The following is an 18,400-nucleotide window of genomic DNA, read 5'->3' on the forward strand; positions in this document are numbered from 1 at the left end:
CCCGGACCCCCGGCCGGGGTGGCAGACGGCCGTGGGATGACACCACGCGAGGCGGACTTTTTGTGACCCGGATCGTGATCATCGGCGGCGGCCCCGGCGGCTACGAGGCGGCACTGGTCGGCGCCCAGCTCGGTGCGGAGGTGACCGTCGTCGACTGCGACGGCCTCGGCGGGGCTTCGGTACTCACCGACTGCGTGCCCTCGAAGACCCTGATCGCCACGGCCGAGGTGATGACCACCTTCGACTCCTCCTACGAGGAGCTGGGCATCATCGTCGCCGACGACACCCCGTACCAGGAGCAGGCGGCGCGGGTGGTCGGGGTCGATCTCGGCAAGGTGAATTGCCGGGTCAAGCGCCTGGCGCTCGCCCAGTCCCACGACATCACCGCCTCCGTGACGCGCGCCGGCGCCCGGGTGATGCGCGGACGCGGCCGGCTCGAAGGGCTCCAGGCGGCCGACGGTTCGCGCCAGGTCGTGGTGACCGCCGCCGACGGTACGGAGGAGCGGCTCACCGCCGACGCCGTGCTGATCGCCACCGGCGGCCACCCCCGGGAGATCCCGGACGCCCAGCCGGACGGCGAGCGCATCCTGAACTGGACGCAGGTCTACGACCTGGACGAGCTCCCCGAGGAGCTCATCGTGGTCGGCTCGGGTGTGACCGGTGCCGAGTTCGCCGGTGCCTACCAGGCGCTCGGCTCCCGCGTCACCCTCGTCTCCTCCCGTGACCGGGTGCTGCCCGGCGAGGACCCGGACGCCGCCGCGGTCCTGGAGGACGTCTTCCGGCGCCGTGGGATGAACGTCATGGCCCGCTCCCGCGCCCAGGCCGCCAAGCGCGTCGGCGACCGGGTCGAGGTCACGCTGGCCGACGGCCGGGTCATCTCCGGCACGCACTGCCTGATGGCGGTCGGCGCGATCCCCAACACGGCGGGCATGGGCCTGGAGGAGGCCGGGGTCCAGCTCAAGGACTCCGGGCACATCCGCACCGACCGGGTCTCGCGCACCAGCGCCCCCGGGGTGTACGCGGCCGGTGACGTCACCGGGATCTTCGCGCTGGCCTCGGTCGCGGCGATGCAGGGACGTATCGCCATGTACCACTTCCTCGGTGACGCGGTGACCCCGCTGAACCTCAAGACGGTCTCCGCGAACGTCTTCACCGACCCGGAGATCGCCACGGTCGGCTACAGCCAGGCGGACGTGGACTCGGGCAAGATCGACGCCCGCGTCGTGAAGCTGCCGCTGCTGCGCAACCCGCGCGCCAAGATGCAGGGCATCCGGGACGGCTTCGTCAAGATCCTGTGCCGCCCCGGCACCGAGATCGTGGTCGGCGGCTGTGTCGTCGCGCCGCGGGCCAGTGAGCTGATCCACCCGATCTCGATCGCGGTCGACAACAACCTGACGGTCGAACAGATCGCAAACGCGTTCACTGTGTACCCGTCCCTGTCGGGATCGATCGCGGAAGTGGCCCGGCAGTTGCACACCCGTAAGGGATCGGGCGAGTCGTAGGCCCGAGGGCGGGCCGTCCGGAACCCGGCCCCATTTCCCCTGTTCCAGGGCGAGTTGACGGTGGGCGCGAGCGCCTGTGACCGCTCCTGGGCATCTCCCGGACCACTCCTGAACGACAACGGGGCCTCCTATACCACTGGGAGGCCCCGTCTATGTACAACTTCTGTTATTCGGCGCAAAGTGCTGAAAAGCAACCTGCGGCCAGGTTACTGTCAGTTCCGTGTTCGCTGCAGAACGTCGTCAGTTGATCCTCGAAATGGTGCGCGCCAACGGAGCGGTATCCCTCCGTGAGCTCGCCCGCGTCGTCCAGACCTCCGAAGTGACCGTACGGCGGGACGTGCGGGCACTGGAGGCAGAAGGACTCCTCGACCGCCGGCACGGCGGTGCGGTCTTGCCGGGCGGTTTTACGCGGGAGTCCGGCTTTCCGCAGAAATCCCATCTCTCCACCGCGGAGAAGACGGCCATCGCCGACCTGGCCGCCGGACTGGTCGGCGAGGGCGAGGCCATCGTGGTCGGCGCCGGTACGACGACGCAGGAGCTGGCCCGTCGGCTCGCGCGCGTCCCCGGGCTGACCGTGGTCACCAACTCCCTCCTGGTCGCCCAGGCGTTGGCCCATGCCAACCGGGTGGAAGTGGTGATGACCGGAGGCACCCTGCGCGGGAGCAACTACGCTCTCGTGGGCAGCGGGGCCGAACAGTCCCTCCAAGGGCTGCGCGTCTCCCGGGCGTTCCTCTCCGGAAGCGGGCTCACCGCGGAACGCGGGCTGTCCACGTCCAACATGCTCTCCGCGAGCGTGGACCGGGCGCTGGTGCAGGCCGCGGCGGAGGTGGTGGTCCTGGCGGACCACACCAAGCTCGGCTCCGACACCATGTTCCAGACGGTGCCCACGGAGCTGATCACCCGTCTGGTGACGGACGAACCACCGGCCCATGACGAACGGGCCGCCACCGAGCTCCAGGCCCTGGCGGACCAGGGCGTCGAGATCACGGTGGCGGGGGCGGAGGCGGAGCCCTCCGGCGCCGAGGGGCCGCTGCCAGGCCGGCAGCCGCGCCGCGACATGCCGCTGCCGGGCCAGCGGCGTACGCAGCCGGGCGGGGGGCCCACGGGTCTCGGCCCGCAGCTCCGGGGCGCGCCGGTCATGGGAGAGGGCCCGGGGGAGCGAGCCCGGGTAGCCGACCTGCGACGACGGTAACGGTGGAGGACGGCCCGAGCACCCGTGCACCCGTGCGGCGCTGCCGGCCCATGCGGGAGTGGCACGGTCCGCCCCGTGCGGCGCGGTCCGCACCCCCCGTGCGGCGGTGTCGGCCGTGCGGCGCGGCCCGCCCCCGTACGGCGCGGCCCGCCCCCATGCGGCGGTGTCCGCCCGCCCCCGTCCTGTCGTCCGCTCAGTCCGTGGCCCGGAGGCCCTGGAGGGTGAGGCGCAGGAGGCGGTCCGCCAGGGCCGGGTCGGCCGGGGTCTGTTCCGCCGCGAGCGCGATCGCGTTCGTCAGCTGCAACAAGTCGTCGATCGACACGTCCGGCCGTACCGAACCGCTCGCCTGTGCCCGCTCCAGCAACACCGCTCCGGCCTGCCGCAACGGGACATGACATCCCGTCAGGGCTGAGGTGTGGTCCGCCGAGGCGGACATGAGGGCCTGTGCCAGGCCCCGGTACTCGCCCGCGTGGCGGACGATCGCGCCCAGCCACTCCACCAGCGCCGTGCAGGGCCGTTCCGCGTCGGCCAGCTCCCGGGACCGGACCAGCAGGGCGGTCAACGCCTCCTGGAACACCGCGTTCATCAGGGCGTGGCGGTTGGGGAAGTGCCGGTACAGCGTGCCGATGCCCACGCCCGCGCGCCGGGCGACGTCCTCCAGCGAGGCGTCGGTGCCGTGCTCCGCGAACGACGTACGGGCCTCGGCGAGCAGCCGGTCGTAGTTGCGACGCGCGTCGGCCCGCATCGGCCGCTGAGGGGTGTGGGTCCCCGCCGTGCTGCTCGTCGTCATCGCGCTGCCCTCCTGGTCGCCGCTCCGGGTCCAGGATGCCACCGACCGCCCGGCCCCCGTCGCGCACACGGGCGTGTGCGGTCGGGCGGCCGGGCGGCCGGACGGAGAAGCGGTGGTGCTCAGTCCTTGATCTCGCAGATCGCGGCGCCGGAGGAGACCGAGGTGCCGACCGTCGCGGACAGGCCCTTGACCGTGCCGGACCGGTGCGCGTTCAGCGGCTGCTCCATCTTCATGGCCTCCAGGACGACGACGAGGTCGCCCTCCTTGACCTCCTGACCCTCCTCGACCGCGATCTTGACGATCGTGCCCTGCATGGGGGAGGCGAGGGTGTCGCCCGAGACGGCCGAGCCGGCCTTCTTCGCCGCGCGGCGCTTCGGCTTCGCACCGGCCGCCAGGCCCGTACGCGCCAGGCTCATGCCCAGCGAGGACGGCAGGGAGACCTCAAGGCGCTTGCCGCCGACCTCGACGACGACCGTCTCACGGCCGGACTCCTCGTCCGCGTCCACATCGGCGGGGAGGGTGAACGGCTTGATCTCGTTGACGAACTCCGTCTCGATCCACCGGGTGTGCACCCGGAACGGGTCGGCGGTGAACGCCGGGTCGACGACGACCGCGCGGTGGAACGGGATGGCTGTCGCCATGCCCTCGACCTCGAACTCGCCCAGCGCCCGCGCCGCCCGCTGCAACGCCTGCTCACGCGTCGCGCCGGTCACGATCAGCTTGGCCAGCAACGAGTCCCACGCCGGGCCGATGACGCTGCCGCTCTCGACGCCCGCGTCCAGCCGGACTCCGGGGCCGGTCGGCGGGGCGAACGAGGTGACGGTGCCGGGCGCGGGCAGGAAGCCGCGCCCCGGGTCCTCGCCGTTGATACGGAACTCGAAGGAGTGACCGCGCACGGCGGGGTCGCCGTACCCCAGCTCCTCGCCGTCCGCGATGCGGAACATTTCGCGCACCAGGTCGAGGCCGGTGACCTCCTCGGTGACCGGGTGCTCCACCTGGAGGCGGGTGTTGACCTCCAGGAAGGAGATCGTGCCGTCCAGGCCGACCAGGAACTCGACCGTCCCGGCGCCGACGTAGCCGGCCTCCTTCAGGATCGCCTTCGACGCCTGGTACAGCTGGGCGTTCTGAGCGTCACTCAGGAACGGCGCGGGCGCCTCCTCGACGAGCTTCTGGTGGCGGCGCTGGAGGGAGCAGTCACGGGTGGAGACGACGACCACGTTGCCGTGGGTGTCGGCCAGGCACTGGGTCTCCACGTGCCGCGGCTTGTCCAGGTAGCGCTCCACGAAGCACTCACCGCGCCCGAAGGCCGCGACGGCCTCACGGACCGCCGAGTCGTACAGCTCGGGGATCTCCTCCAGGGTGCGGGCCACCTTCAGACCGCGGCCGCCACCGCCGAACGCCGCCTTGATCGCGATCGGCAGGCCGTTCTGCTCGGCGAACGCCACGACCTCGTCGGCACCACTCACCGGGTCCGGCGTACCGGCCACCAGCGGGGCTCCCGCGCGCTGCGCGATGTGCCGGGCGGCGACCTTGTCACCGAGGTCCCGGATGGCCTGCGGCGGCGGACCGATCCAGGTCAGACCGGCGTCCAGCACGGCCTGGGCGAACTCGGCGTTCTCCGAGAGGAAGCCGTAGCCCGGGTGGATCGCGTCCGCCCCGGAGTCCTTGGCCGCCTGGAGCACCTTGGCCATGTCCAGGTAACTGGCGGCCGGGGTGTCACCGCCCAGAGCGAACGCCTCGTCGGCCGCGCGGACGTGCAGAGCGTCCCGGTCCGGATCGGCGTAGACGGCTACGCTGGCGATTCCGGCATCCCGGCAAGCCCGAGCGACACGGACAGCGATTTCGCCACGGTTGGCGATGAGCACCTTGCGCACGATGACTCCCTCCTTGAGAACAAGCTGAGTTTAGGGACTACCGACACGGCCGTACGACCCGTCCCCAATGGTGAACTTGCCCACACGGAGTGTGATTCGAGGCTTGCTCGAGTCGTGAAATCCCTTGTCGCACCACGGTACGCCGGGACCCTTGACCGCACAGTAGCCACGAGGTGTGGTCCAAGTCTCTGTTCGTACGGTCAACCCCGCGTGGCGTTTCTTTGTGGGGTCCCTACGAACGAGCGAGGGAAATTTTGCCGTCGCCACGAGCGGCGTACCGAGGAGGCGCGTCGGTGGGCGTGCGGGCGGGTGGAGGCAGCGCCGGGGGCGTGCGGACGGCGCGCGGCCCCTTGACCCGAGCGTTACCTTCCCCCGGGGCTCTTCACGGGCAGGGGGGTGCCCCCGTAGGGTCCGCGCTGTACCTCACGTACTCCAGGTAACAGGGGGTGGGCTCCATGGTGCGCAGGGCCATGGCCGTGGTGACCGCGATCGTGCTGTTCGGGGAGGCGGTCGGCGTCGTCCTCGTCAACGCGGTCCTCGCGACGGTCGTCGACAACCAGCAGATGTCTCTGGCCGGTATGGACCCGGGCGCCATGTCCACCGGTACCTGGGCGCTCGGCTGGGTCTCCGGCGTGCTCCTGGTGCTGTGCGGGCTGATACCGCTGGTCGCGGCCGTACGGGACCGGGGGCCGGGCCGGTTCGCCCGGATCTCGCTCATAGGGTGCGCGGTCGTGCACGGGGTGCTGGGCGCGCTCGCGGTCGGCCTGGTGGGCTGGGCGGCCTTCGCGGTCATGATGGTCGTGCTGGGACTGCTCGTCCTGACCCTGGTGTCCTACGCCCCGAGCGGCCCGGACGCGGTGCCGGCCGACACGGGCGGGCGCGGCGACGGCGCCGGAGCGGGAGCCCCGGCCACCGTGTGAGCCCGGCCCGGGACGGTCTCCGGTCCCGGCGGTCTTCGGTCCCGGCCGGCTCGCGGTCGGACGCGGGGCCCCGGGCGGCCTGAGCGCGCGGACGGCGGAGCTGTCAGGCCCACAGATCCGTGACGGAGACGCCCAGTTCGCCGAGCAGCCGGCGCAGCAGCGGCATGGAGAGACCGATGACGTTGCCGTGGTCGCCCTCGATCGACTCGACGAACGGCGCCGAGCGGCCGTCCAGGGTGAACGCTCCCGCGACGTGCAGCGGTTCGCCCGAGGCGACGTAGGCGGCGACCTCGGCGTCGGTCGGCTCACCGAAGTGGACCGTGGTCGAGGCGGTGGCCGACGCGGTGCGGCCGGTCGCCGTGTCGATCACGCTGTGCCCGGTCCGCAGCACACCGGCCCGGCCGCGCATGGACTTCCAGCGGGCCGTGGCCTCCTCGGCACCGGCCGGCTTGCCGAGCGCCTCACCGTCCAGTTCGAGCACCGAGTCGCAGCCGATGACCAGGGCCCCGGCCGCCTCGGGACGGGCCGCCACCGCGTCCGCCTTGGCCCGCGCCAGGACGAGCGCCAGCTCTCCCGGGGTCGGGGCGGTGAGCGCGTCCTCGTCCACACCGCTGACGACGACCTCGGGGGCGAATCCCGCCTGGCGCAGCAGGCCGAGGCGGGCGGGGGAGGCGGAGGCGAGCACGAGGCGGCGCTGATCAGTCATACCGGCCATCGTAGGCGGGCCGGGGCACCCGGCCGGATGCCGGAGGACCCACGTACCGGGCGGACGCCGGAGGACCCACGTACCGTGCGGACGCCGGAGGACCCACGTACCGTGCGGACGCCGAGGCGCCCCTGGCGGGCGCCACACGCCACCGGCACAGGCGCACGCCACAGGCAGACGCGCACGCCACCGGCCTCAGCGGATGCCGAGGACGAACATCGCCACGACCATGGCCAGCGCGAGCAGCAGCCCCGCGCGACGCATCATGTCCTGGGCGTCGCGCAGTTCCTTGGGAGGCTTGTTCTCCGGGTCGGACCACAGCATGTCTTCGATGGTGCTCCGGGCCCGGCCGCGGCGCCTGAGTACGCGTACTCAAGCGCCGCCGGGCGTCAGACCGGCCAGTACGTACGCGCCCAGGACCGCGGGCCGGGACTGTGGGCTCCCCGGCGTGCGATGCGGCCCGGGTCCGCCCACCGCTCGGGCGGCAGCGGGGGACCGGACGGCACGGCGGCGGCCGCCGCCGCACGTGCCCTGACCACGGCGAGGGCCGCGGCCAGTTCCTCCGGGGTCGGATTGCCCCGTACGACCTTGATCATGGTGGCTCCCGTTGATCGGCGATCTTCGGTGATCGGTGTCCGGCGGGTGGTGTCCGCGTGTGTGCGAGTCCGCGTGTGCGCGAGTCCGCGAGTCCGCGTGCGGGTCAGAGGGGGATGTTGCCGTGCTTCTTCGGCGGCAGCGCCTCGCGCTTCGTCCGCAGCTGGCGCAGCCCCTTCACCAGGTGGGCGCGGGTGTCGGACGGCATGATCACCGCGTCGACGTAACCGCGCTCGGCCGCGACGTACGGGTTGAGCAGCGCGTCCTCGTAGTCGGCCATCAGCTCGGCGCGGGTGGCCTCCGGGTCCTCCGCGGCGGCGATGGCGCGGCGGTGCAGGATGTTCACCGCGCCCTGCGCGCCCATCACCGCGATCTGCGCGGTCGGCCAGGCCAGGTTCAGGTCGGCGCCCAGGTGCTTGGAGCCCATCACGTCGTACGCCCCGCCGAACGCCTTGCGGGTGATCACCGTGATCAGCGGGACCGTGGCCTCCGCGTACGCGTAGATCAGCTTGGCGCCGCGACGGATGATGCCGCCGTACTCCTGGTCGACGCCGGGGAGGAATCCCGGGACGTCCACGAAGGTCAGCACCGGCACGTTGAACGCGTCGCAGGTACGCACGAAGCGGGCGGCCTTCTCGCTCGCGTCGATGTCCAGGCACCCGGCGAACCGCATCGGCTGGTTGGCGACGACACCGACCGGATAGCCCTCGACGCGTCCGAAACCGGTGACGATGTTCGGCGCGAACAACGCCTGCGTCTCCAGGAACTCCCCGTCGTCCAGCACGTGCTCGATGGCGGTGTGCATGTCGTACGGCTGGTTCGCCGAGTCCGGGATGAGGGTGTCCAGCTCACGGTCCTCGTCGGTGACCGTCAGATCGGCCTCCTCCGGGAAGGACGGCGCCTCGGAGAGGTTGTTCGACGGCAGGTAGGACAGCAGGGACTTGACGTACTCGATGGCGTCCTTCTCGTCACCCGCCATGTGGTGCGCCACCCCGGAGGTGGTGTTGTGCGTACGGGCGCCGCCCAGCTGTTCGAAGCCGACGTCCTCGCCGGTGACCGTCTTGATGACGTCGGGCCCGGTGATGAACATGTGTGAGGTCTGGTCGACCATCACCGTGAAGTCGGTGATCGCGGGGGAGTAGACCGCGCCGCCCGCGCACGGTCCGACGATCAGCGAGATCTGCGGGACGACACCCGAGGCGTGCACGTTGCGGCGGAAGATCTCGGCGAACAGGCCGAGCGCGGCCACGCCTTCCTGGATACGGGCGCCGCCGCCGTCGTTGATGCCGACGATCGGACAGCCGGTCTTCATCGCGAAGTCCATGACCTTCACGATCTTCTCGCCGTAGACCTCGCCGAGCGAGCCGCCGAAGATGGTGAAGTCCTGCGAGTAGACGCAGACGGGACGGCCGTCGACCGTGCCGTAGCCGGTGACGACACCGTCCCCGTACGGGCGGTTCTTCTCGATGCCGAAATTGGTCGAGCGGTGCCGGGCGAACTCGTCGAGCTCCACGAAGGAACCCTCGTCGAGCAGCAGCTCGACACGCTCACGTGCGGTCAACTTGCCCTTGGCGTGCTGCTTTTCGACCGCGCGTACCGACCCTGCGTGTGTGGCCTCGTCGATACGCCGCCGGAGGTCGGCGATCTTGCCCGCGGTGGTGTGGATCTCGCTCTGCGGCTCGGACATCGGGTGGCGGCTCCCTGCCTGATCACGGGGACGGCTGGTGCGTCCAGTGGGGTGCTGGACCTGTTTCCGCGTGCGGCGGCTACCGGCTCGCCGCCCGCGGTGGGCTACTGAGCCGTAGCGTATCGGCGCCGATACGGTTCGGCAGTGCGTCGTTGGCCACACCTAATGTGGGGTGCATGACTCCTCCGGACGCCCCGCACAACCGCTGGTCGGACCTCGACCGGCCGCCCCTGAACGCCGCCGCGCTACGCCGCGGCCTCCTGAGGCCGGACGGCCTGTGGAGCTCGCTCGACATCGTCGAGGCGACCGGCTCCACCAACTCCGATCTCGCCGCGCGGGCCGCCTCCGGCCGGCTGGCCGAGGGCGCGGTCCTGGTCGCCGAGGAGCAGACCGCGGGCCGGGGGCGGCTCGACCGGAACTGGACCGCACCGCCCCGCTCGGGCATCTTCCTGTCGGTCTACCTCACCCCCGGCGGCGGCGTCCCCGCCGAGCGGTGGGGGTGGCTGCCCCTGCTGGCCGGCGTGGCCACCGCCACCGGGCTCGCGCAGTCCGCGGGCGTGGACATGGCACTGAAGTGGCCCAACGACCTCCTGGTCACCGTGCACGGCTCGGAGCGCAAGACCGGCGGCATCCTCGCCGAACGCGCGGGGGACGGCGTGGTGGTCGGCATCGGCCTCAACGTCTCGCTGCGCGCCGCCGAGCTGCCCGCCCCGCACGCCGGCTCCCTGGCACTCGCCGGAGCGTCCTCGACGGACCGCGAGACGCTGCTGCGGGCCGTCCTGCGCTCCCTGGAGCAGTGGTACGGACGCTGGCGCGACGCCGGGGGAGACGCGGTCGGGAGCGGGCTCCAGGCCGCGTACGCGGCGGGCTGCGCCACCCTGGACCGGCCGGTGCGCGCCGAGCTGCCGGGCGACCGGTCCGTCGTCGGCGAGGCCGTCGCGATCGACGGTGACGGGCGACTGGTCCTGGCCACCGGCGACGGGCTCCGGCAACCCGTGTCGGCGGGGGACATCGTGCATCTGCGCGGGGTGGAGGGCGGCCTCACCTGATCCGGGAGGGGCGGCTCGGGGCGGCGGGGGCGCACGGTACGGGCGGGACCGCACCCGGCGGACCAGGGGCGCACCCCCGGCGCGGACGGCGCCCCACAGACGGGTGATGTCACCCCGGACCGCACCCGGACCCGGTGGCCGAGGACGTGAGCCAGGGCACACCTGCCGTATCGTTGAGGCGATCCAGCGACAGATCGGCAGGGCAGTGGCCAGGGAACGGGCAGGAGGCGGCCGGTGACCGTCGATGACACGAATTCCGGGGAGGGCACCGATCCCCCGCCGGAAGAATCGGTCCATTCCACCCCGCACCACGAGGTCGACCACACGGCCGAACCGACCCACGACCCCCTGGCGATCCGGCTGGAATCGCTCATTCTGGGCGCCGACCGCCGCTACACGCCCTTCCAGGCGGCCCGGACCGCCGGGGTCTCCATGGACCTGGCGTCCCGGTTCTGGAGGGCCATGGGCTTCGCCGACATCGGCCAGGCCAAGGCGCTCACCGAGGCGGACGTACTCGCGCTGCGGCGGCTGGCCGGTCTGGTGGAGGCCGGGCTGCTCAGCGAACCGATGGCGATCCAGGTGGCCCGCTCGACCGGGCAGACGACCGCCCGGCTCGCGGAGTGGCAGATCGACTCGTTCCTGGAGGGCCTGACCGAGCCCCCCGAGCCCGGCATGACCCGTACCGAGGTCACCTATCCGCTGGTGGAGCTGCTGCTGCCGGAGCTCCAGGAGTTCCTGGTGTACGTGTGGCGGCGGCAGCTGGCCGCGGCCACGGGGCGGGTCGTGCAGGCCGCGGACGACGAGGAGATGGTGGACCGCCGGCTCGCCGTGGGCTTCGCCGACCTGGTGGGCTTCACCCGGCTCACCCGGCGGCTGGAGGAGGAGGAGCTCGGCGAACTCGTCGAGGCCTTCGAGACGACCTCGGCCGATCTGGTCGCCGCGCACGGGGGACGGCTCATCAAGACGCTCGGCGACGAGGTCCTCTTCGCGGCGGACGACGCCGGCACGGCGGGCGAGATCGCGCTCCGGCTGGTCGAGGCGATGGCCCAGGACACGACGATGCCCGCGCTGCGGGTCGGCATCGCGTTCGGCACGGTCACCACCCGCATGGGCGACGTCTTCGGGACGACGGTGAACCTGGCCAGCCGGCTCACCTCGATAGCGCCGAAGGACGCGGTACTGGTCGACGGGGCGTTCGCGCAGGAGCTGACGCGGACCGGGGACGCCCCCGCCTCCGAGGCGCAGGCGGCCGAGGAGGCCGCGGCGGCGGCCGAGCGGGCACGGACGGCGGAGAAGGAGGGGCGGCGGCAGGACGAGGAGCCGCCGCTGCCGACGTACCGCTTCGGGCTCCAGCCGATGTGGCAGCGGCCGGTGCGGGGGCTGGGTGTGGTGGAGCCGTGGTTGTTGGCGCGGCGGGGGAAGCCGGCTGGGTGAGGTGGGTGGGTGTGCGGGGTGCGCCTGCGGCGGGCTGTTCCCCTCCCCGCCCCTTCCCGGAACCGTGGGCTTCGCCCCCGGGGCCCCCTTTGTCCTCAAGCGCCGGACGGGCTGGGGGTGGGGGCTCTGCCCCTGGCCCCCGCTCCTCAAGCGCCGGAGGGGCTGGATTCTGCCGGGCGGGGCTGGATTCTGCCGGGTCGGGCTGGGGTTGGGGGCTCTGCCCCTTGCCCCCGCTCCTCAAGCGCCGGAGGGGCTGGAATTTGCGGCTTGAGGGGTTGGAATTTGCGGCAGCCGGGGCTGGGATCAGCTGGGCGGCCATGGGGCGTGGTCATGCGGACGGGCCGGGACAGGTTCGGTGGGGGCGGGGCGGCCTAGGATTCCGGTAACGATCGTTAACCGGAGGGGATTGCCATGACCGTCACGTCGGAGCAGCGGTTCGGGGAGTTCGTCGTCGTACGGCGGCACGAGGGTCAGGAGCACGTCGCGGAGCTGGTGCTCGACCGGCCGAAGGCGATGAACGCCGTGTCGAGCGACATGGCCCGTTCGATCGGTGCCGCCTGTGACGCGCTGGCCGCGGACCCCGGGGTCCGGGTCACCGTGCTCACCTCCAGCCATGAGCGGGCCTTCTGTGTGGGCGCCGACCTCAAGGAGCGGAACTCCTTCACCGACGCCGAGCTGGTGCGGCAGCGGCCGACCGCGCGGGCCGCCTACACCGGGGTGCTGGAACTGCCGATGCCGGTCGTCGCGGCCGTGCACGGGTACGCCCTCGGCGGCGGTTTCGAGCTGGCGCTGGCCTGCGACGTGATCGTGGCCGACCGTACGGCCGTCGTCGGGCTGCCCGAGGTGTCCGTGGGCGTCATCCCGGGCGGGGGTGGCACCCAGCTGCTCCCCCGCCGGGTCGGTGCGGCCCGTGCCGCCGAGCTGGTGTTCAGCGCGCGGCGGGTGGAGGCGGTGGAGGCGCGTGAGCTGGGGCTGGTCGACGAACTGGTCGAGGCGGGCCGGGACCGGGAGGAGGCGCTGGCGCTCGGCGCCAGGATCGCGGCCAACTCCCCGGTCGGCCTGCGGGCCGCGAAGCGGGCCCTGCGGCTCGGGCAGGGGCTGGATCTGCGGGCCGGGCTGGAAGTGGAGGACGCCGCGTGGCGGTCGGTGGCCTTCTCCGGGGACCGGGCGGAGGGTGTGGCCGCCTTCAACGAGAAGCGGAAGCCGAACTGGCCGGGGGAGTGAGCAGGGCCGTGCGCCGGGGCGGTGCGTGGAGCCGGGTATGACCGGAGGCGGTGCGTGGAGCGGGGTGTGACCGGAGGCCGTGCGTGGCGCCGGGTGAAGATCATCAGCGTTGCCGACTGATCAAACTGGTGTAAACCTCCCTAAGCTGGAGCGATGGGCGGTGACGATGTGCGACTGCGCGCCGTGGTGTCGCTGGCACAGGCGATGGCGGCGGCCTGTACCCCGCGCGATTCCTGGCGGGCGGCGGCGCGTGGGGCGTGCGAGGCGCTGGGCGGCAGCTTCGCCGCTCTCTCCGTGTGGGAACGCGACCGGGGCAGGCTGCGGGTGCTGGTCAACGCGGGGGAGCGGGCCGCCGGGGAGGAGGAGTTCCCCGAGGAGGAGGCCTACCCCGTGCACCAGTTCCCGGAGATCACCGAGTTCCTGCACGAGCGGTGGGCCGGTGGCGGCGAGCCGGACGCCTGGGTGGAGACCGCCGACGCCGCCGCCCCGGCGCCCGGCGCACCGGTGCGGGGGGCGCGGCCCTACTGCCACCAGCGGGTCGCCGCGCTGCGCCGGCGCGGCCGGGGCTGCTGTGTGGTGGCGCCGATCGTGCTGCACGGCCGCGCCTGGGGCGAGCTGTACGTCGCCCGGCCGGCCGGGGGCGTGGTCTTCGACCGGGACGACGCGGACTTCGCGACCGTGCTGGCCGCCGTCGTGGCCGCCGGGATCGTCCAGACCGAGCGGCTGGAGGAGGTGCGCAAGCTGGCCTTCACCGACCCGCTGACCGGGCTCGCCAACCGCCGCGCCGTCGACATCCGGCTCGACGAGGCGCTCGACCGGCACCGAGCCGAGGACGCCGTGGTCAGCCTGGTCGTCTGCGACGTCAACGGCCTCAAGACCGTCAACGACACCCACGGCCACGCCGTCGGCGACCGTCTGCTGGAACGATTCGGCTCGGTGCTCTCCCTCTGCGGGGCGATGCTGCCCGGCGCCCTGGCGGCCCGGCTCGGCGGGGACGAGTTCTGTCTGCTGGCGGTGGGGCCCACCGCCGACGAGGTGGTCGAGGTGGCCGGGGAGCTGTGCGCGCGGGCCGTCGGTCTGGAGCTCGGTGACGGGGTGGCCTGCGGAGTCGCCTCGACCGGTGACGACATCGGCCCGGTCCGCTCCGCCCGCCGCCTCTTCCGGCTGGCCGACGCGGCCCAGTACCAGGCGAAGGCGGCCCACTCCCGCAACCCGGTGGTGGCCGGCCGGGACGGCGAGGTCATCCGGCTCGCGGACTCGCCCCCGAAGGCGCCCCACGACCGGCGCAGGCTGCGCGGCAATCTGCCGCCGGAGGAGCACCGGCCGTGACCGCCCGGGGCGGGTGGTAAGGGGTCAACCGCGCGACCACTGATGACATGGGGGGTTTCAGTCCGTACGCTTCTGAATATGGATATGCACACTGTCGTGGTGGGGACGTCCGGTACCACCGCCGAGGACGTCCTCGCCGTGGCCCGCGAGGGCGCCCGGGTCGAGCTCTCCGTGGCCGCCGTGGAGGCGCTGGCCGCCGCCCGTGAGATCGTCGACGCCCTCGCCGCCAAACCCGAGCCCGTCTACGGCGTCTCCACCGGATTCGGCGCCCTCGCCAGCCGGCACATCAGCCCCGGCCTGCGGGCGCGGCTCCAGCGCAACATCGTCCGCTCGCACGCGGCGGGCATGGGCCCCCACGTCGAGCGCGAGGTGGTGCGGGCGCTGATGTTCCTCCGGCTGAAGACCGTCGCCTCCGGCCACACCGGCGTACGTCCCGAGGTCGCGCAGACCATGGCGGACGTGCTCAACGCGGGGATCACCCCCGTCGTCCACGAATACGGCTCGCTCGGCTGCTCCGGCGACCTCGCGCCGCTCTCCCACTGCGCGCTCACGCTGATGGGCGAGGGCGAAGCGGAGGGCCCCGACGGCACCGTGCGCCCGGCCGCCGAACTCCTCGCCGCGCACGGGATCACCCCCGTCGAGCTGCGGGAGAAGGAGGGCCTCGCCCTCCTCAACGGCACGGACGGCATGCTCGGCATGCTGGTGATGGCCCTCGCGGACCTGAAGAAGCTGTACACCAGCGCCGACATCACCGCCGCGCTCTCCCTGGAGGCCCTCCTCGGTACGGACAAGGTCCTCGCCCCGGAGCTGCACACCATCCGCCCGCACCCCGGCCAGGGCGCCTCGGCGGACAACATGCTGCGGGTCCTCGCCGGCTCGGGACTGACCGGCCATCACCAGGACGACGCCCCCCGGGTCCAGGACGCCTACTCCGTACGCTGCGCGCCCCAGGTCAACGGGGCCGGGCGGGACACCCTCACACACGGGCGGCTCGTCGCCGACCGCGAACTGGCGGCGGCCGTCGACAACCCGGTGGTGCTTCCCGGCGGACGCGTGGAGTCCAACGGCAACTTCCACGGCGCGCCCGTGGCGTACGTCCTCGACTTCCTGGCGATCGCCGCCGCCGACCTCGGTTCGATCTGCGAGCGCCGCACCGACCGGCTGCTGGACAAGAACCGCTCGCACGGGCTGCCGGCCTTCCTCGCCGACGACGCGGGGGTGGACTCGGGGCTGATGATCGCCCAGTACACGCAGGCCGCCCTGGTCAGCGAGATGAAGCGGCTCGCCGTCCCGGCGTCCGTCGACTCGATCCCGTCCTCCGCGATGCAGGAGGACCACGTCTCCATGGGCTGGTCTGCCGCGCGCAAGCTCCGTACGGCCATCACCGACCTGAACCGGATCGTGGCCGTCGAGCTGTACGCCGCCGCCCGCGCCGTCGAGATCCGCGCCGCCGGGGGCATGACCCCGGCACCCGCCTCGCTGGCCGTCGTCGAGGCGCTGCGGGCCGCCGGTGTCGAGGGGCCGGGCCCCGACCGCTTCCTGGCGCCCGACCTGGCCACCGCCGACGCCTTCGTGGCGGAGGGCGCCCTCGTCGCGGCCGTGGAGGCGGTGACCGGGCCGCTCGCCTGATCCTGGGCCGTGCCGGGGCCCGCCGCACCCAGGAGGTGGGCCCCGGCACGTGCCGCGGGCGGCGGCGCTCAGGCAGCGGCGCTCGGGGAGCCGGCGCGGCGCACCGAGTAGGCGACGAATCCGGCGCCGACGCACAGGGAGAGCGTCCCGCCGACCACGTACGGGGTGGTGTCGATCCCGGTCCCGGTGTCGGCGAGCACGTCCCGCCCGGCCTCCCCGTCCGCCTCCCGGGCACCCGACTCCCCTGCCGCGAGGGGCTGTCGGACCTGTTCGGAGGATCCGGTGGACGCGCTCCGGATGGTCGTCCCGTCGGTCGCGTCGGCGGACGGGACGAACCAGAGCGCACAGAGCAGGGTGCCCGCGGCCGTAGTGGTCAGCAGGGTGCGACGAGCGATGGACACAGAAACGATCCCCTTGCGACAACCATCAGTTGGCCCCGTGGGCCGATGCTAAGCAAAGCAGTGGGTCGGAGGAAAGCCACGGGTCCCGCGACCCTTACGCTCCGGCACATGAGTACTTCACCGACAACGCAATTCGTCCGGCTCCGGGTGGACCTGGTGCTGGAGATCACCGACGCCGAGGCCCTGACCGGCACCGCGCTGGAACACCTCGCCGCCGACCGTACCGCCGCCGCGACCCCCGGCGGAATCCCGGACACCTCCGCGGCCGAGACCGCCGAGGGGCATTTCTCCGGGGAGCGCACGCATACCGAGGAGGCCGTCCGGGAAGACGCGGCAGAGGCGATCGCTTCGCTCATCGACCCGTTCGACCTGGTCGGAGAGGTCCCCGGCATCGAGCTCGCCCAGGCGTCATGGGCCGGCGAGACGATCGAGTACGACCCCGAGGCCGAGGACTGGACCGTCGGGGACGACGAGGACGATGCCTACTACGGGATCGAGGACAATGAGACGGACGACGAGGAGGCCGTCGACGTGACGGACCGCTGACGTCCGGACGGGAACCACCGGAGCCGGGGCCGCGTCGATGAGTGGTGTTCCCCACACCTTCGCGGGATGTGGAACGGACGGCCTGTAACGGGTGTTCTAGAACATTGACGGGGAAACTTGTTCCGCTGCCCCGTCCGGGGATTTCGGGGAAATCGGCAACGATGGAGAAGCGTGTGATGACGGACAGCAAGCGGCGCCGGGGCCTCATGGCCGCGTCCGCACTCCTCGGCGGAGTGATGGTGCTCTCCGCTTGCAGCGACGACGGCGGATCGGGCGGAAGCGCCGGCAGCTCGAAGACGTCGCAGGCACAGGTGGACGAGGCGGCGGCCAAGGACACGTCCGAGGCGCAGATAACGATCGCGCCGAAGAACGGCGCGACCAACGCGAGCATCAACAACGCGGCCATGGTCACCGTCGCCAAGGGCAAGCTGACCGAGGTCACGATGACCACGTCGGACGGCAAGGCCGTCGAGGGCACCCTCGCGGCCGACGGCTCCAACTGGAAGCCGGACGGCCAGCTCGAACGCTCCACCACGTACAAGATCAGCGCGACGGCGGCCGACTCCAAGGACCGTCAGGCGCACGCCAACAGCTCCTTCACCACGGTCTCCCCCGAGAACAGCTTCATCGGGAACTTCACCCCCGAAGACGGCTCCACGGTCGGCGTCGGCATGCCCGTCTCGATCAACTTCAACAAGGCGATCACCAACCAGAAGGACGTCCAGGCCGGCATCACGGTGACGTCGAGCAGCGGCCAGGAGGTCGTCGGCCACTGGTTCAACAACCAGCGTCTCGACCTGCGCCCCGAGGACTACTGGCAGTCCGGCTCCACCGTCACCCTGAAGCTGGCGCTGGACGGCGTCGAGGGTGCCGACGGCGTGGTGGGTGTGCAGCAGAAGACGGTCACCTTCAAGGTCGGCCGCAACCAGGTCTCGACGGTGGACGCCAAGTCGCACACCATGACCGTCACCCGGGACGGCAAGACCGTCAAGACCATCCCGATCTCCGCCGGTTCCCCGGACAACCCCACGTACAACGGCCAGATGGTGATCTCCGAGAAGCTCAAGGAGACCCACATGGACGGTGCCACCGTCGGCTTCACGGACGACGACGGCAAGGGTGAGTACGACATCAAGGACGTGCCGCACGCCATGCGGCTGTCCACGTCGGGCACCTTCATCCACGGCAACTACTGGGGCAAGGGCATCTTCGGCAACGTCAACACCAGCCACGGCTGTGTCGGCCTGGCCGACGCGCAGGGCGCCGGCGACCCGAACACCCCGGGCGCCTGGTTCTTCGACAACTCCATGATCGGTGACGTGGTCATCGTCAAGAACTCCCCGGACAAGACGATCACCCCGGACAACGGGCTCAACGGCTGGAACATGAGCTGGTCGGAGTGGACGGCGGGCTCCGCGAGCTGATCGCGCACGACCGTTTCCCCTCCCCGTACGGAGGCGGCGGCACCCGGACTTCCGGGCACCGCCGCCTCTGTCGTTGCGGGGGAGGGCGGAGAGGGCGGA

Annotated in this window: 17 protein-coding genes; 10 read left to right on the top strand and 7 right to left on the bottom strand. The window is 72.2% G+C overall.

What is annotated here, in order from left to right:
• Window positions 1–62 precede the first annotated feature (62 nt).
• Together B9S64_RS20980 and B9S64_RS20985 are read left to right on the top strand one after the other, a co-directional pair.
• Window positions 63–1,502, top strand: coding sequence for an NAD(P)H-quinone dehydrogenase (locus B9S64_RS20980; protein ID WP_103489015.1), 1,440 nt, complete (start codon window positions 63–65; stop codon window positions 1,500–1,502).
• Between the two features lie 220 nt (window positions 1,503–1,722).
• Complete coding sequence (locus B9S64_RS20985) at window positions 1,723–2,694, top strand: DeoR/GlpR family DNA-binding transcription regulator (protein ID WP_109492086.1); 972 nt, start codon at window positions 1,723–1,725, stop codon at window positions 2,692–2,694.
• A gap of 193 nt (window positions 2,695–2,887) precedes the next feature.
• Here the strand turns inward: B9S64_RS20985 and B9S64_RS20990 are convergent, their stop codons facing one another.
• Together B9S64_RS20990 and B9S64_RS20995 are read right to left on the bottom strand one after the other, a co-directional pair.
• The gene (locus B9S64_RS20990) at window positions 2,888–3,484 is read right to left on the bottom strand and encodes a TetR/AcrR family transcriptional regulator (RefSeq protein WP_103489655.1); all 597 of its coding nucleotides are present in this window, start codon (window positions 3,482–3,484) and stop codon (window positions 2,888–2,890) included.
• A 119-nt stretch (window positions 3,485–3,603) separates the two neighbouring features.
• On the bottom strand, window positions 3,604–5,358 hold the full coding sequence (locus B9S64_RS20995; protein ID WP_103489656.1) for a biotin carboxylase N-terminal domain-containing protein: 1,755 nt from the start codon (window positions 5,356–5,358) through the stop codon (window positions 3,604–3,606).
• A gap of 455 nt (window positions 5,359–5,813) precedes the next feature.
• Between B9S64_RS20995 and B9S64_RS21000 the strand changes: the two genes are divergently transcribed.
• Window positions 5,814–6,278 (top strand): hypothetical protein, encoded by a 465-nt coding sequence (locus tag B9S64_RS21000; protein ID WP_103489664.1) that lies wholly within the window; start codon window positions 5,814–5,816, stop codon window positions 6,276–6,278.
• 103 nt (window positions 6,279–6,381) lie between these two features.
• Here the strand turns inward: B9S64_RS21000 and B9S64_RS21005 are convergent, their stop codons facing one another.
• The 4 genes from B9S64_RS21005 to B9S64_RS21015 form a co-directional block, all read right to left on the bottom strand.
• Entirely contained in the window at window positions 6,382–6,993 is a 612-nt protein-coding gene (locus B9S64_RS21005) for a nucleoside triphosphate pyrophosphatase (RefSeq protein WP_181012176.1), read from the bottom strand.
• A 186-nt stretch (window positions 6,994–7,179) separates the two neighbouring features.
• Window positions 7,180–7,308 (bottom strand): morphogenic membrane protein MmpB, encoded by a 129-nt coding sequence (gene mmpB / locus B9S64_RS35135; RefSeq protein WP_014047983.1) that lies wholly within the window; start codon window positions 7,306–7,308, stop codon window positions 7,180–7,182.
• Window positions 7,309–7,373: 65 nt separating this feature from the next.
• The gene (locus tag B9S64_RS21010; protein ID WP_103489658.1) at window positions 7,374–7,580 is read right to left on the bottom strand and encodes an acyl-CoA carboxylase epsilon subunit; all 207 of its coding nucleotides are present in this window, start codon (window positions 7,578–7,580) and stop codon (window positions 7,374–7,376) included.
• A 104-nt stretch (window positions 7,581–7,684) separates the two neighbouring features.
• Window positions 7,685–9,265: an acyl-CoA carboxylase subunit beta gene (locus tag B9S64_RS21015; protein ID WP_103489659.1), complete on the bottom strand. Its 1,581-nt coding sequence runs from the start codon at window positions 9,263–9,265 to the stop codon at window positions 7,685–7,687.
• A gap of 176 nt (window positions 9,266–9,441) precedes the next feature.
• Between B9S64_RS21015 and B9S64_RS21020 the strand changes: the two genes are divergently transcribed.
• From B9S64_RS21020 to hutH, 5 genes are all read left to right on the top strand, one after another.
• Complete coding sequence (locus B9S64_RS21020) at window positions 9,442–10,314, top strand: biotin--[acetyl-CoA-carboxylase] ligase (protein ID WP_103489660.1); 873 nt, start codon at window positions 9,442–9,444, stop codon at window positions 10,312–10,314.
• 234 nt (window positions 10,315–10,548) lie between these two features.
• Entirely contained in the window at window positions 10,549–11,748 is a 1,200-nt protein-coding gene (locus tag B9S64_RS21025; protein ID WP_103489661.1) for an adenylate/guanylate cyclase domain-containing protein, read from the top strand.
• 411 nt (window positions 11,749–12,159) lie between these two features.
• The gene (locus tag B9S64_RS21030) at window positions 12,160–12,972 is read left to right on the top strand and encodes an enoyl-CoA hydratase/isomerase family protein (protein WP_103489662.1); all 813 of its coding nucleotides are present in this window, start codon (window positions 12,160–12,162) and stop codon (window positions 12,970–12,972) included.
• A 153-nt stretch (window positions 12,973–13,125) separates the two neighbouring features.
• On the top strand, window positions 13,126–14,301 hold the full coding sequence (locus B9S64_RS21035; protein WP_103489663.1) for a GGDEF domain-containing protein: 1,176 nt from the start codon (window positions 13,126–13,128) through the stop codon (window positions 14,299–14,301).
• A 78-nt stretch (window positions 14,302–14,379) separates the two neighbouring features.
• The gene (gene hutH / locus B9S64_RS21040; RefSeq protein WP_103505170.1) at window positions 14,380–15,930 is read left to right on the top strand and encodes a histidine ammonia-lyase; all 1,551 of its coding nucleotides are present in this window, start codon (window positions 14,380–14,382) and stop codon (window positions 15,928–15,930) included.
• 68 nt (window positions 15,931–15,998) lie between these two features.
• Here hutH and B9S64_RS21045 read toward each other — a convergent pair whose 3' ends face one another.
• Window positions 15,999–16,331: a hypothetical protein gene (locus tag B9S64_RS21045; protein WP_103490639.1), complete on the bottom strand. Its 333-nt coding sequence runs from the start codon at window positions 16,329–16,331 to the stop codon at window positions 15,999–16,001.
• Between the two features lie 108 nt (window positions 16,332–16,439).
• On the opposite strand from B9S64_RS21045, the gene B9S64_RS21050 reads away from it, so the two are divergent.
• Both B9S64_RS21050 and B9S64_RS21055 read left to right on the top strand, forming a co-directional pair.
• Window positions 16,440–16,877, top strand: a complete 438-nt coding sequence (locus B9S64_RS21050; protein WP_103490640.1) for a hypothetical protein — start codon at window positions 16,440–16,442, stop codon at window positions 16,875–16,877.
• A 176-nt stretch (window positions 16,878–17,053) separates the two neighbouring features.
• On the top strand, window positions 17,054–18,301 hold the full coding sequence (locus B9S64_RS21055) for an Ig-like domain-containing protein (RefSeq protein WP_258037802.1): 1,248 nt from the start codon (window positions 17,054–17,056) through the stop codon (window positions 18,299–18,301).
• The last annotated feature ends 99 nt before the right edge of the window (window positions 18,302–18,400 follow it).

It is taken from the genome of Streptomyces sp. SM18, assembly GCF_002910775.2.
In the GTDB taxonomy this organism is placed as follows: domain Bacteria; phylum Actinomycetota; class Actinomycetes; order Streptomycetales; family Streptomycetaceae; genus Streptomyces; species Streptomyces halstedii.

Bases quoted from the DNA above. Each gene is read 5' to 3' on its own strand.
- B9S64_RS20990 (WP_103489655.1), bottom strand. From the start codon at position 3,484: ATGACGACGAGCAGCACGGCGGGGACCCACACCCCTCAGCGGCCGATG.
- B9S64_RS21000 (WP_103489664.1), top strand. From the start codon at position 5,814: ATGGTGCGCAGGGCCATGGCCGTGGTGACCGCGATCGTGCTGTTCGGG.
- B9S64_RS21005 (WP_181012176.1), bottom strand. From the start codon at position 6,993: ATGGCCGGTATGACTGATCAGCGCCGCCTCGTGCTCGCCTCCGCCTCC.
- mmpB (WP_014047983.1), bottom strand. From the start codon at position 7,308: ATGCTGTGGTCCGACCCGGAGAACAAGCCTCCCAAGGAACTGCGCGAC.
- B9S64_RS21010 (WP_103489658.1), bottom strand. From the start codon at position 7,580: ATGATCAAGGTCGTACGGGGCAATCCGACCCCGGAGGAACTGGCCGCG.
- B9S64_RS21015 (WP_103489659.1), bottom strand. From the start codon at position 9,265: ATGTCCGAGCCGCAGAGCGAGATCCACACCACCGCGGGCAAGATCGCC.
- B9S64_RS21020 (WP_103489660.1), top strand. From the start codon at position 9,442: ATGACTCCTCCGGACGCCCCGCACAACCGCTGGTCGGACCTCGACCGG.
- B9S64_RS21030 (WP_103489662.1), top strand. From the start codon at position 12,160: ATGACCGTCACGTCGGAGCAGCGGTTCGGGGAGTTCGTCGTCGTACGG.
- B9S64_RS21035 (WP_103489663.1), top strand. From the start codon at position 13,126: ATGGGCGGTGACGATGTGCGACTGCGCGCCGTGGTGTCGCTGGCACAG.
- hutH (WP_103505170.1), top strand. From the start codon at position 14,380: ATGGATATGCACACTGTCGTGGTGGGGACGTCCGGTACCACCGCCGAG.
- B9S64_RS21050 (WP_103490640.1), top strand. From the start codon at position 16,440: ATGAGTACTTCACCGACAACGCAATTCGTCCGGCTCCGGGTGGACCTG.
- B9S64_RS21055 (WP_258037802.1), top strand. From the start codon at position 17,054: ATGACGGACAGCAAGCGGCGCCGGGGCCTCATGGCCGCGTCCGCACTC.